The organism is Amycolatopsis sp. NPDC051045 (assembly GCF_040682955.1).
In the GTDB taxonomy this organism is placed as follows: Bacteria; Actinomycetota; Actinomycetes; order Mycobacteriales; family Pseudonocardiaceae; genus Amycolatopsis.
On record NZ_JBFBCC010000020.1, the window covers coordinates 58,258 to 70,731 of the forward strand.

A 12,474-nucleotide genomic window follows, 5' to 3' on the forward strand; every position below is an offset into this window, starting at 1 on the left:
CAGAGCGCGAGGTGCGTAGTGGCCAAGGGGAAATATCATTCGCCACGGCGGCTCGACGCGGCCGCCGCCACGCGCGCCGCCATTTTGGACAGTGCCCGCGACCTCTACATCCAGCGAGGCTACGTCAACGTCACGGTTGCTCAGATCGCCTCCGCGGCCGGCGTCGCGCCCCAGACGGTCTACGCCAGTACCGGCGGCAAGGCCGAGATCCTCCGCGAGCTGCTGATCCCCGCCATCCACGATCCCAGCGCCGCGCGAACGCTGGTCGCCGTAGCCCGGTGCGACGACCCCCGTGAGGTCGTCGACCTCGCCGCTCGCGGAACCCGGCTGGCTCACGAAGCGCACTGGACGATGCTCGAAGCGCTCGTTCCCGAATGCCGCACCGAGCCGATCGCGGCAGCCGTCCTCGAAGCCGGGAACGCCGAATACGCCGCCGCGCTCGCGGCCATCGCCGCCAGGCTGACGGACCTGAAGGCCCTCCGGCCCGAGCTGTCCGGAGACACGGCGGCCGACGTGCTGTGGTTCTACGTCGGACAGGACGCGTGGTTCAGCCTGGTCAGCCACCGCAAGTGGACCTTCGACGACGCCGAGCGCTGGCTGGCCTCGGAAGCGAAGAGGGCGCTGCTCGCCTGCCCGAGCAGGTGAGACGTCGCTCATCGCTTGAACGTTCTGCCGTCAGCGCGAGATAGCCGCTGATCGCGGCACGCACCGTAACCGACCATTGGTGCACTCTAATCGATAGGTCGCCCTCTAATCAACTTCGGTCTGCTTCGACGGTCTTGGGCTGAAGACGCAGATCCGGGCCGGTCACGGCGCGGCGCGGACTGCTCCTCGAGACCCTGCCGCCCGATGCTGTGCACGCGTTCGATCCGCCCGCGACACCCCTCAGCCGCAGAGCGCGCTCAGATCTGCTACGCAGAGTGATGGTTGGTCGTGCTGCTTCTGCGTGATACTCGGCTGACTGATCGCACTGAAATGGACCTGCCCGAATCGGCCAGGACGCCGATCGATCGATCCCGAACTAGGCCCCGCTGTCGCCGAACTCATGGACGGCCTCTCCGACCACCGGACGTGATCTCGCTGGCCCTGGCGACGGGCGTGTACCTGCCGGGCGATCAGCTGCGCGCCGCGTAGCCACCGATGCCGGCCGCATCGTTCGATCTGCTGGTCGCCGCGGACCGTGAAGACGATGAGGTGATTCCGCACTCGGTAGTACATTGCGACGACGCGGTGCGGAGGGGATGCCGGTGGCTCTCCCGGTGCCCGCGCCGCGCCGCCGGCTGGGTCAGGTGACGACGATCTTCCCCGTGCTCTGCGGGTAGATCGGGTCGTTGTAGAAGAACTCGCCCTTCTTCGCGAAGGTGTGCTTGAAGGACTGCCCCGGCATCAATGTCCCGCTGTCGAACTCGTACTCGAAGAACGACACCGCGCCGTGGGCGGAGGCGTTGCCTTGCGGGTTCACGAACGTGATCTCCGTGCCCACGGGGACGGTCAGGTGCTGGGGTGCCATGGCGGTCTGCGCGATCGTGTTCTCCTGGGCGCCCGGTGCCCCGGCGGCGGTGTCCCAGACGCGGCCGAGCGTCACCGTGTAGTGGGCGGCCGCGGCGGTGACCGCGGCGGCGCGGATTTGGTTGCGCTTCGACGGGGGCGCCGGCGCGGGCGCCGGCGCGACCTTCCCGCCGAGCTTGAACGCCCAGAGGTGGTCGCCCTTGGGAATGTCGGGGTAGGGCAAGCCGTTGCCTCCGGCGAAGACGGCGAGGTACTGCTCGCCGTCGATCTCGTAGCTGATCGGACTGGTGTGGACACCCGCGCCGCACTGGAAGCGCCACAGCTCGCGTCCGTCGACGTCGTTCATGGCCAGGAGGTTGCCGTCCGGGCCGCCCTGGAACATCACGCCGCCGTCGGTGGTCAGGATGCCGTTGCCGTGGGCCAAGGACCACTCACTGTCCTTGCTCCACACCAGCTTGTTCGTGCGCGGGTCGATCGCGGCGAGGCCGCCGGCGAAGTACTCGCCGTACGGACGCGCGGTGTTGACCCGGCCGCCGATGGTGTTGGAATAGGCGGAGTTGATGAGGCCGTAGCCGACGTACACCCAGCCGGTGTTGTGGTTGAACGAGACGTGGGACCAGTCCGCGCCGCCACCGGCGCCGGGGAAGATGATCGTCGCGCGGTCCCAGTGCGTCGCGAACAGGCCGCCGGTGGGGTAGAAGGGCACCGGGCGGGTCGAGTTGTCCAGCCGCGGCTCCTGCGGAACGAACGGGTCGCCTTCGGGGAACGGCTGGGTCGGCGCGGTCTTGTGCCGCGGGTCCTGCGGAACCGGGCGTTCGGTGATGCCATGGACCGGTCTGCCGTCGGTGCGGTCGAGGATGTAGTACATCCCGACCTTGCTGCCGTAGACGACGACCTTGCGCAGCTTGCCGTCGATGCGCAGGTCGATCAGGACCGGCGCCATCACGTTGTCGTAGTCCCAGATGTCGTGGTGCACGGACTGGAAGTGCCAGCGCCGCTTGCCGGTCTTGGCGTCGATGGCGACGATGGTGTTGGCGAAGAGGTTGTCGCCGCCGCGGGTCGAGCCGTTGGTGCGGGGGTAGGGGTTCCCGAAGGTCCAGTAGACGAGCCCCAGTTCGGGGTCGACCGCGGGGTGGATCCACGGCACGGCGCCGCCGGTCTTCCAGGACTCGCCTTCCCAGGTGTCGTTGCCGAACTCGCCCGGGCCGGGAACGGCCCAGAAAGTCCAGGCGAGCTTGCCGGTGGCGGCGTCGAGCGCGTACGCCCGGCCGCGGGCGCCGGCGGTGCTGCCCTGCATACCCACGTAGATGAGCCCGTCGGAGTACACGACCGCGCCGGCGAGGCTGCCGATGCTGCCACCGCACTGGCCGTTCGCCGGATCGCACGGCTCGGGTGTGCCCTGCGACGCGTCTTCGGTCAGCAGCTGGGTCTTCCACACGACGGCGCCGGTCTTCTGGTCGAGCGCGTACAGGATGTTGGCGCCGGAGGCCGAGAACACCTTGCCCTGGCCCAAGGCCACGCCACGCATGTTGGTCGTTTCCGTGCCGAGGTTGGTCTTCCAGCGCACCGCGCCGGTCCGGCCGTCGACGGCGAAGACGTTCTGCTGCGTGGTCTGGACGTAGAGGACGCCGTCCTGCGCGACGATCGTGCTCTGCTGGGCCCGCGACGTGTCCCCGCCTTCGAGGTTGACATGCCAGGCGCCGCCGAGCCGGTTGACGTTCTGGCGGGTGATCTGCCGCAGCGGTGTGTGGTTCTGGTTGCCGAGGTCGCCGCCCACCTTGGTGAAGTCCCGGCCCGGCTTGCCGAAGGCGTCGGGCTGCCGCGGGGTGTCCACTGTGGCCGGTGCGGCGGCGGCCGGCTGGGCCGCGAGCACGGTGCCCGCCACGGCGGCTCCCGTCGCACCGGTCAGGAATTTGCGTCGATCCATCGGTTGAGCCCTCTCTTCGTTGAGGAAACGCGTGCTGCGACGAGATGGTCCAGCCAGCTCAGAGGTCCATCTAGTGGTACTCTCGGACCGCTCGACGGTTGAGTTTAGGACGACGCCGTCCGAGTCACAAGAGTGTTCGCCCCTTGTTCCGCCCGTGGTGGCCGGGGTACGGTCACGAAACGCTAGGCGGACCGGTCGGACCGCTCTGCGGACCAGAGATCCGTGACTCGAAGAGGAGTGCCGGTATGCCTTCTGTTGTGGAAAACGTTGCAGTGCAGGGGGATGAGCGAGTCCTCCCCCTGTGGTCGGAACCGGCGTTCGAGTGCTACGAGACTCGTCCCGAGGTCACCGCGTACGCCGGCGAGAGCGGGCCGTGGCGGGCCCGCTGAGCCGGGCGGAGCTGTCCGACGCCCTGCTCCGCCTCGAAAAGCGCTACTGGGCTCACCACCCGTTCCACCTCCGGCTGCACGAAGGGGGCTGCACCCCGGCGGACCTGCGCCGGTGGGTGGCCAATCGCTGGTACTACCAGAAGTGCCTGCCACAGAAGAACGCCGCGATCATCGCGGCCTGCCCGCTGCCCGAGGTTCGCCGCGTCTGGGTGGACCGCATCGTCTTCCACGACGGAGCGAACCCGGGTGAAGGCGGCATGGAACAGTGGCTGAGCCTGGCCGAAGCGGTGGGGCTGAGCAGGGCGGAGGTCCTCGACGAGCGGCACGTGCTGCCCGGTGTGCGGTTCGCCGTCGACGGGTACCTGCACTTCTGCCGCACCAGGCCGTGGACCGAAAGCGTCGCGGCCGCGTGCACCGAACTGTTCTCGCCGGGGCACATGACCGACCGCGTCAACGCCTGGCGGGAACACTACGACTGGATCCGTCCGGAGGGCTTCGCCTACTTCAACCGCCGGATCCCCGCGGCCCGCGAAGACAGCGCTCTGACGTTGCGGCTCGTGCTCGACCACTGCGTCACCGCCGACCGGCAGGAGGCGGCGATCCGGGCGCTGACCTTCAAGTGCGACGTGTTGTGGGCCGTGCTTGACGCCGTGGACTACGCGGGGGCGTCATGACGGTGACCGCCGAAAGCCGCCTCGGGCTGCGCCGCGGCGTCCGGGTGGAGTTCGACGCCGTCCGCGGCCGTCCGGTGCTGCTGTTCCCCGAAGGGTTGCTGCTGCTCAACGAGACCGCGGTGGCCGTTCTGTCCCGGTGCGACACGCGGCGTTCGGTGGCGGAGATCGTCGCCGACCTCGCCACCGAGTACGCCGGCGTTTCGGCTGGGTCGGTGCTGCGGACGCTGGCGGACTTCGAGAGCCGCGGCCTGGTGGGGGAGGCATCGGACGCCCGCCCGGCGCCCGTTTTTCCGAGGACGTCGGCGGTATCGGTGGAGCACCGCTCCCCGGTCCCCCTCGGCCTGCTCGCCGAGTTGACCTATCGCTGTCCGCTGCAGTGCACCTACTGCGCGAACCCCCTCAATCTCACCGACTACCGGGACGAACTCGACACGGCCACCTGGCTGGACGTGTTCGCCCAGGCCCGTGCGCTCGGTGTCCTGCAGCTGCACCTGTCCGGCGGGGAACCCGGACTGCGTCGCGACCTCGTCGACCTGGTCGCGGCCGCACACCAGCTCGGCCTCTACACGAACCTGGTCACCAGCGGGATTTCGCTGAACGACGTCAGGATCGCCAGGCTCGCCGACGCCGGCCTCGATCACTTCCAGCTGTCCCTTCAGGACGCCGAAGCGGCCCCCGCCGATCGGATCGCCGGGCGGGCGGCGCACGAGCGCAAGCTCGCCGTCGCCGAGGCGGTCCGTGTCGCCGGGCTGCCCCTGACGATCAACGTGGTGCTGCACCGCGGCAACGTCGGGCACATCCCGGCGATCGCCGAGCTGGCCGACCGCCTGGGTGCGGACCGGCTGGAACTGGCCCACACGCAGTTCTACGGGTGGGCCCTGCGCAACCGCGCCGCGCTCATGCCCACGCGCGAGCAGGTCGACCAGGCCGCCCGGGACGTCGCCGACGTCCGCGAGCGGTACGGCTACGAGGTCGTGCACGTCGCCGCCGACTACTACGACCCGCGCCCGAAACCGTGCAACTACGGCTGGGGCGCGCGACAGCTGACGGTGACGCCCAACGGGCACGTGCTGCCGTGCTTGGCGGCGGAGACGTTGCCCGGGCTGGAAATCCCGTCGGTGCGGTCGGACTCCCTAGAGCGGATCTGGCACGAGTCGTCGGCCTTCCGGAAGTTCCGGGGTACGGACTGGCTGCCGGACCCGTGTGGGAGCTGTGCCCTGAAGGAAATCGACTTCGGGGGCTGCCGCTGCCAGGCTTATCAGCTGACCGGCGACGCGACGGTGACCGACCCCGTCTGCGACCTTTCGGAACACCACGACCTCGTGCTGGACGGCGTCGCGAGGTTGACGCCAGAGCCCGCCGTGCCCCGGCGGATGTCATGAAGATCCGTTTCCTCGGCACGGCCGCCGGCGGTGGAGCGCCGCAGTGGAACTGCGGGTGCAGCGTCTGCGAGGCCGCTCGTGACGCGGACGTCTCGCGAACCCAGGACGGCCTGGCCGTCAGCGGGGACGGCGAGACGTGGTACCTCGTCAACGCGTCCCTGGACCTGCGGGCGCAGCTGCTGGCCACCCCGGAGTTGCGTCCGCCCGCGGCCACCCGCGAGATCCCGATCCGTGGAGTGCTGTTCACCAGCGCCGAACTCGACCACACCTCGGGTTTGCTCGGTCTGCGTGAAGCTGTCGAGTTGGACGTCTACGCGACTGCGTGGGTGCACCAAGCGCTCACGACCGCCTTCCCGTTGCAGACCCTCCTGTCCGGCTACACCCGGGTCCGGCGGCACGACATCCGCGACGGCGAGCCGATCGAGCTGGCGGGTGGCCTCCTGGTGACGGCGACCATCCTGAGCGCCAAGCGCCCTCGCTACGCGGGCGCGTCGGCGCCCGGAGACTCGGTGTGCGCGTACCGGTTCGAGGCCGAAGGCCGGTCCTTCGTGTACGCGCCCGGACTCGCCGCCTGGAGCCCGGAATTCGAGAAGGCGATCACCGGCGCGGACGTCGTCGCACTGGACGGCACCTTCTTCACCGAAGACGAGATGGGCGCGACCCGCCCGGCGTCGGGCATGGGACACCTCGCCGTGCGCGAGCAGCTCCCGCTGATCGAGGCCCACCCGGGCCCGCGGTACCTGTTCACCCACCTCAACAACACTAACCCGCTCGTCCTGCCGGGCGCACCGGAGCTGGCCGAAGTCGTCGCCGCGGGTGCGGACGTGGCCGCCGACGGCCTCCTGCTCGAGCTGTAGCTCGCTTGCCCCCACAGACCCCGGGGCACCGCTGTGCCCGGAGAAAGGTCGGAACCACCATGAAGAGATCAACGACGTTGCTGACGATGTTCGGCAGCGCGGTGACCGCGGCGCTGACCACGGCCGCCGTCATCGGGATGCCCGCCTCGGCGCACGACGGGGGCCGGCAGGGCGCCCAGAACCTCGGCAGCCCCGACTACGGCGTCTGCCGCGGCCTCGACCCGCGCTGCTACCACGACTGGGGCAACTTCGACGTCAGCAAGGGCGTGAAGGTGCTCGTCTACTCGCGCACCGCCGGCCCGCGCCACGCGAACCTCGGTCCGGCGCTCGCCCCGGGCCTCAACCCGCCGCTGACCGCGGCGAACGTCGCGCAGAACGGGCTCATCGAACTGGGCGAGAAGAACGGGTTCGCCGTCGACTGGACCGAAGACGTCACCCAGCTCGCCAGCCCGAGCACGCTGTTCAAGTACAACGCCGTCATCTTCATGAGCACCACCCGGGACACGCTGGACGACTCGGCTCAAACGGCGTTGCGGCAGTACATCCGGGGTGGCGGCGGGTTCGTCGGCATCCACAACGCCTTCGGGACCGAGTACAACTGGCCGTGGTACGAGGGTCTGCTGGGCGGCGCGAACTACTACGACCACGGCCCCGCGCAAGCCGGCGTGGTGCAGACGGTGGACCGCAACGACGTGTCCACGAAGGACCTGCCGAACCGATGGGCCTTCACCGACGAGTGGTACAACCTGGTGCCGTTCCCGAGCAACGTGCGCTTCCTGGCCAAGGTCGACGAGAAGACGCTCGCGAAGGGCGTGGAGGGCTCGATGGGTCATCCGGGTCACGGGAACGACCACCCGGTGGCCTGGTGCCAGTACTACGACGGCGGCCGGTCCTGGGTGACCACGCTCGGCCACGAGAGCTGGGCATTCACCAATACGTCCACTTCGGACGGTGCGGCGTACTTCCAGACGCTGATCGCGAACGGCATCAAGTCCGCGGCGGGTGCGGCTCCGTTCTGTCGCTGATCCCGGAACGTCGAGACGCCCGGCCGGGAGGTTCCCGGCCGGGCGTCTCGGTGCGAGCCCTACAACCCGAGGTAGATCTGCCGGACCAGCGGATCGTGCGCCAGCTCGGCGGAGCTGCCGGTCATCGCGATCCGCCCGTTCTCCATGACCACGCACGTCTCCGTGGCCTCGAACGTCAGCTTCGCGTTCTGCTCCACGAGCAGCAGCCCGAGCCCCGACGCGGACAGCCTCTGAAGCGTGCCGAGGATCTCCTCCACCAGCTTCGGGGACAAGCCCATCGACGGCTCGTCCAGCAGCACCAGCCGGGGTTCGGACATCAGAGCCCGTCCGATCGCCAGCATCTGCTGCTGGCCCCCGGACAGCGCCCCCGCCAGGCGGTGCTGCATCTCGCCCAGCACCGGGAACATCTCGTAGACCTCGGCCAGCTTCTCCCGCGTCTTGCCCTTCCACGAGCGCAAGTACGCACCGAGCAGCAGGTTCTTCTCCACGGTCAGCCCGGTGAACACGTGCCGGCCTTCGGGCACGTAGCCGATGCCGTGGCGGACGATGTCCTTCGGCTTCACCTTGGTCAGGTCGTGGTCGCCGAGGCGCAGCGTCCCCACCTTGCGGGGCACCAGCCCCATCAGGGCCTTCAACGTCGACGTCTTCCCGGCGCCGTTGGCCCCGATGATGCCGAGGCAGCGGCCGGCGCCGACGGTGAACGACACCGAGTTGACCGCCTGGACCCCGCCGTAGTGCACGGCGAGGTCCTCCACAACCAGGTCGCCTTGGGTCGAGGGGTTCACTGCAGCGCCTCCGTCTCCACGGCTTCAACGACCTCGGCCGTGCTGAACGAGTCGCCGAGGTAGGCCTCGATCACTTCCGGCAGGACGGCGACCTCCGCCGGGGTGCCTTCGGCGATCACGCGGCCGCTGGCCAGCACCGTGACGCGGTCGCAGAGGGACATGACCAGGCCCATGTTGTGCTCGATCAGCACCACCGTGACGCCGCTGTCGCGGATGGACCGCACGATCTCCTGCAACTGCCCGACCTCCTGGCCGTTGAGACCGGCCGCAGGTTCGTCCAGGAGCAGCAGGCTGGGTTCGGCGGCCATGGCCCGGGCCAGCTCGACGCGGCGCTGGATGCCGTAGGGGAGCGACCGAGGGGCGTCTTCGGCGAAGTCGCTCAGGCCGAAGCGGTCGAGCAGCTCCGCCGCGGCCCGGCGGAGCCGGCGTTCGTGCCGCCAGATGCCGATCGGCCAGACCACGTACTGCCACGCCGAGCGCATCGGCGTGCGGTCGAGGGCGACCAGGAGGTTCTCCTCGACCGTCATCTGCGCGAACAGCCGCAGGTTCTGGAACGTCCGCGACATCCCCTGGTGCGAGAGCTGGTACGGCCGGCGCCCGACGAGCGGCCGTCCGTTGAAGCTCGCGGTGCCGCCGGAGGCGGTGTAGATCCCGCTGATCACGTTGAACAGGGTGGTCTTGCCGGAGCCGTTGGGGCCGACGATGCCGCGGATCTCGCCCGGCGAGACCGACAGCGTCACGCCGTCCAGGGCGCGCAGTCCCTTGAACTGCTTACTGATGCCGGAGATCTCGAGAGAGCCCGATTCGGTGGTTTCCGTGGCCGCCTCGTACGGGCGGAACGCCTTGAGCGCCGGTGCTGTCCGGTGCCGGCGGCGCTGCACCGCGGTCCGGATCCGCCGGGGGAGCCCGGCCAAGCCGGTGGGCGCGAAAACGACCATCAGCACGACCACGGAGCCGTAACCCAGCTGTGCGTACACCGAGAAGTCGACCAGCGCTTCGCGCACCAGGGAGAGCGCGATCGCGCCGATCACGCAGCCGACGATGCTCTGCCGCCCGCCGATGATGACCATCGCCAGCAGCAGGAACATGTTGGCCACGCTGAACGACTCGGGGGCGATGTAGTGGATCAGCCCGGCGTAGAGGACCCCGGCCGCGCCGCCGTACACACTCGCGGTGAGGAACGCCGTCATCCGCAGCAGCGGTACGGGAGCGCCGACCGCGCCCGCGGCCAGCGAGTCGTCGCGCATGGCCCGCAGCCGCCGGCCGAGCGCGGTGCGCACGAGGAACAACGCGAACCCGATCGCGAGGGCGAAGACGATCAGCTCGAAGTAGTAGTACAGGTACTCGTTGGTCAGGTCGATGCCGAACAGCGGCGGAGCCGGGATCCCGTTGATGCCGGACGCGCCGCCGGCGACCTGGGCGTTGGTGACCCAGTTGGTGAAGGCCAGCGCGAGCCCGAGGGTGACGATGCCGAGGTAGTGCGACTGCACCCGCAGGGCCGGGACGCCGACGAAGAGCCCGGCCAGCGCGGTGGCGAGCATCGCGAGCACGGCCGAGACCCAGAAGCCGAGGCCCGAGTTCGTCGTGAAGATCGCCAAGGCGTAGGAGCCGATGCCGAAGAACGCGACCTGGGCGAGGTTGATCTGCCCGGCGACGCCCATGGCCAGGCCGAGACCCACGGCCAGCAGGGCGAAGACCACGGCGATGTTGACGACGTGGATGCCGTAGGTGTCCAGGCCGTAGGGCAGGAACCAGGCGGCGACGCCGATCGCGGCGGCCGCGGCCACCTTCACCGCGGCCGGTTTGGTGCGCAGGAGGGAGCTCATGCCCGGTTCACCGTCCGTTCGCCGAAGAACCCGGTGGGCCGGATCATGATGATGACCGTGAAGGCGAGGAACACGACCAGGTCCGAATAGCCCTGGAACTGGCCGGAGGCGTACGAGTCGAGCAGGCCGATGGCGAGACCGCCGGCGATCGCGCCGCCGATGTTGCCGAAACCGCCGAGGATGGCCGCGGCGAAGCCCTTGATGCCCAGGGTGCCGCCGAGGGTGGGGCTGACGTACAGCAGCGGGCCGACCAGGCCGCCGGCGAGGGCGGCGAGCCCGGCGCCGATCGCGAACGCGATGGCGTTGCTGCGCCCGACGTGGATGCCGACGGCCGTCGCGGCCTCGTGGTCCATGGCCACCGCCTGCATGGCGGCGCCGCGCTTGGTGCGCTGCAGGAACAGCAACAGCAGTACGGTCGCGACGGCCGCGATCCCGAGCACCACGAGGTTGTAGGTGCGGACGCGCACGCCGAACAGATCCAGCGGCCCGGTCTCCACCGGCGTGGGTACCGCGTGCCCGGTCGCTCCCCAGATGATCGTGGCCAGCGCCTCCAGGACCACACCGAAGCCGATCGTGCCGATCAGCATCAGGTCGAAGTCCTTGTTTTCCAGGGGCCGCAGGACGCGCTCCATGACCAGCGCGATGAGTCCGGTGACCACCATGGCGACCACGATCGCGAGGATGAACGGGAGCCGGGAAGACATGGAGAACGTCGAGGCCGCGTACGCGCCGACCATGACCACTTGGCCGTGGGCGAAGTTCACCAGGCCCATGGTGCGGTAGACGATGGAGAAGCCCATTGCGACGAGGGCGTAGACGGCACCGAAACTCAGCCCGCCGACGAGGGTCTGGAGCAGAACTTGCATTGAGGGGTCCTTTCACCGGCGAGGGCCGTGCGGAGCCGCACGGCCCTCGTGGGCGAGTCAGCTGGCGGGAGCCGCGACGAGCTTGCCGCCGGTGATGACACCGATGGACGTGGCGTGGATGCCGACCCCGGTCTGGTCGAACGTGAAGGTGCCGAGCAGGCCGGGGTACTTGGTGCCGCGGATGGCGTCGGCCAGCTGCTGGCCGGTGGCGCCGTTCGACGTCTTCAGCGCGGTGAGGAAGATGCTGGTGCCGTCGTAGGCCTTGGCGCCGTGCAGTTCCGCGTCCTCGTTGTAGGCCGCCTTGTAGGCCTGGGCGAACTGGCGGGCCGCGTCGCTGGTCTCGTTGCTGAGGTAGGGACTGCTGACGACGGTGCCTTCGGCGTTGCTGGCGCCGGCGGTGGTGAGGTACACCGTCGTGCCCATCGGTGCAGCGCCGGCGATCGTGGCGGTGATGCCGAGCTCGCGGGCCTGCTTGACGATCAGGCCCGCCTCGACCTCCTCGGTCCCGACGAACAGCACCTGCGGGTTCTTCTGCCGGATGGAGGTCAGCGCGGCGCTGAAGTCCTTCTGGTCGGTGGTGACGACCTGGTCGTCGACCGGCTTGACCCCACGGCCGGCCAGTGCCTTGCCGAACGCGTCGTGCTCGCCCTTGCCGTAGGAGCCGTTGTTGGTGATGAACGCGATGTTCTTCTGGGCCTTCTGGTCCACGAGGTACTTTGCGAGCGTCTCGTCGTAGGTCGTGCTCGTCGGGCCGTTGAGGAACTGGAACGGGCTCTTCACCGCGATGATCGCCGGCGATTGGCCGGAGGTGATGCTGGGAATCTTCGCCTGCTGCAGGACCGGCGCCATCGCCACGGTGACCGCGCTCTCGGCGGTGCCGATCATCGCGGTGTAGCCCTCGCTGGAGATCTTGCGCGCCAGGTTGGTCCCGACGGTGGGGTCGCCGGCGTCGTCGAACACGTCGAGCTGGACCTTGCGGCCGTTCACCCCGCCCTTGGCGTTCCACTGGTCGACCGCCAGTTTCGCGCCCTTGTACTCCCACGCACCCAGCGAGCTGAGCTGGCCGCTCTGGGCGTTGACCACGGCGATCTTGATCGGGCCGCTGGTGTCCGAGCTGGACGGCGATGAGCCGCCGGGCGCGCTGCAGGCGGCAGTCGCTCCCGCGGCCAGCAGGGTCAGCGAGGCCAGCAGACGTCTGGTTCCGGGTCGGTTCATGGGGACACTCCGTTGTGTG

General features: G+C 69.4%; 10 protein-coding genes. 5 read left to right on the forward strand and 5 right to left on the reverse strand.

Features of this window, described 5'->3' with window-relative positions; genetic code table 11:
* Positions 1–18 precede the first annotated feature (18 nt).
* A complete protein-coding gene (locus tag AB0M80_RS34875; protein ID WP_364573461.1) occupies positions 19–645 on the forward strand; it encodes a helix-turn-helix domain-containing protein in 627 nt (208 codons plus the stop codon).
* Positions 646–1,285: 640 nt separating this feature from the next.
* Here AB0M80_RS34875 and AB0M80_RS34880 read toward each other — a convergent pair.
* Positions 1,286–3,436, reverse strand: a complete 2,151-nt coding sequence (locus AB0M80_RS34880) for a PQQ-binding-like beta-propeller repeat protein (RefSeq protein ID WP_364573463.1) — start codon at positions 3,434–3,436, stop codon at positions 1,286–1,288.
* A 373-nt stretch (positions 3,437–3,809) separates the two neighbouring features.
* Here AB0M80_RS34880 and pqqC point away from each other — a divergent pair, with 373 nt between their 5' ends.
* The 4 genes from pqqC to AB0M80_RS34900 are packed head-to-tail and all read left to right on the forward strand — an operon-like array spanning position 3,810 to position 7,763.
* Positions 3,810–4,499 (forward strand): pyrroloquinoline-quinone synthase PqqC, encoded by a 690-nt coding sequence (pqqC, locus tag AB0M80_RS34885; protein WP_364573465.1) that lies wholly within the window; start codon positions 3,810–3,812, stop codon positions 4,497–4,499.
* Positions 4,496–5,881 carry a pyrroloquinoline quinone biosynthesis protein PqqE gene (pqqE, locus tag AB0M80_RS34890; RefSeq protein WP_364573467.1) on the forward strand — a complete coding sequence of 462 codons (1,386 nt, stop codon included), beginning with the start codon at positions 4,496–4,498 and terminating at the stop codon, positions 5,879–5,881. Before pqqC ends, pqqE begins: the two co-directional genes overlap by 4 nt.
* Positions 5,878–6,738 carry an MBL fold metallo-hydrolase gene (locus AB0M80_RS34895; RefSeq protein ID WP_364573469.1) on the forward strand — a complete coding sequence of 287 codons (861 nt, stop codon included), beginning with the start codon at positions 5,878–5,880 and terminating at the stop codon, positions 6,736–6,738. The genes pqqE and AB0M80_RS34895 overlap by 4 nt, the downstream gene beginning before the upstream one ends.
* A gap of 59 nt (positions 6,739–6,797) precedes the next feature.
* The gene (locus AB0M80_RS34900) at positions 6,798–7,763 is read left to right on the forward strand and encodes a ThuA domain-containing protein (RefSeq protein WP_364573471.1); all 966 of its coding nucleotides are present in this window, start codon (positions 6,798–6,800) and stop codon (positions 7,761–7,763) included.
* Positions 7,764–7,822: 59 nt separating this feature from the next.
* Here the strand turns inward: AB0M80_RS34900 and AB0M80_RS34905 are convergent, their stop codons facing one another.
* Genes AB0M80_RS34905 through AB0M80_RS34920 form a run of 4 tightly spaced genes read right to left on the reverse strand, consistent with a single transcriptional unit; the run spans position 7,823 to position 12,455 of the window.
* A complete protein-coding gene (locus AB0M80_RS34905; protein ID WP_364573473.1) occupies positions 7,823–8,548 on the reverse strand; it encodes an ABC transporter ATP-binding protein in 726 nt (241 codons plus the stop codon).
* Complete coding sequence (locus AB0M80_RS34910) at positions 8,545–10,374, reverse strand: branched-chain amino acid ABC transporter ATP-binding protein/permease (protein WP_364573475.1); 1,830 nt, start codon at positions 10,372–10,374, stop codon at positions 8,545–8,547. The genes AB0M80_RS34905 and AB0M80_RS34910 overlap by 4 nt, the downstream gene beginning before the upstream one ends.
* The gene (locus AB0M80_RS34915) at positions 10,371–11,240 is read right to left on the reverse strand and encodes a branched-chain amino acid ABC transporter permease (RefSeq protein ID WP_364573477.1); all 870 of its coding nucleotides are present in this window, start codon (positions 11,238–11,240) and stop codon (positions 10,371–10,373) included. Before AB0M80_RS34915 ends, AB0M80_RS34910 begins: the two co-directional genes overlap by 4 nt.
* A gap of 57 nt (positions 11,241–11,297) precedes the next feature.
* Positions 11,298–12,455, reverse strand: a complete 1,158-nt coding sequence (locus AB0M80_RS34920; protein WP_364573479.1) for an ABC transporter substrate-binding protein — start codon at positions 12,453–12,455, stop codon at positions 11,298–11,300.
* Between the last annotated feature and the right edge of the window lie 19 nt (positions 12,456–12,474).

Coding starts and splice junctions, on each gene's coding strand:
- AB0M80_RS34880 (WP_364573463.1), bottom strand. CDS start 3,436: ATGGATCGACGCAAATTCCTGACCGGTGCGACGGGAGCCGCCGTGGCG.
- pqqE (WP_364573467.1), top strand. CDS start 4,496: ATGACGGTGACCGCCGAAAGCCGCCTCGGGCTGCGCCGCGGCGTCCGG.
- AB0M80_RS34895 (WP_364573469.1), top strand. CDS start 5,878: ATGAAGATCCGTTTCCTCGGCACGGCCGCCGGCGGTGGAGCGCCGCAG.
- AB0M80_RS34900 (WP_364573471.1), top strand. CDS start 6,798: ATGAAGAGATCAACGACGTTGCTGACGATGTTCGGCAGCGCGGTGACC.
- AB0M80_RS34910 (WP_364573475.1), bottom strand. CDS start 10,374: ATGAGCTCCCTCCTGCGCACCAAACCGGCCGCGGTGAAGGTGGCCGCG.
- AB0M80_RS34915 (WP_364573477.1), bottom strand. CDS start 11,240: ATGCAAGTTCTGCTCCAGACCCTCGTCGGCGGGCTGAGTTTCGGTGCC.
- AB0M80_RS34920 (WP_364573479.1), bottom strand. CDS start 12,455: ATGAACCGACCCGGAACCAGACGTCTGCTGGCCTCGCTGACCCTGCTG.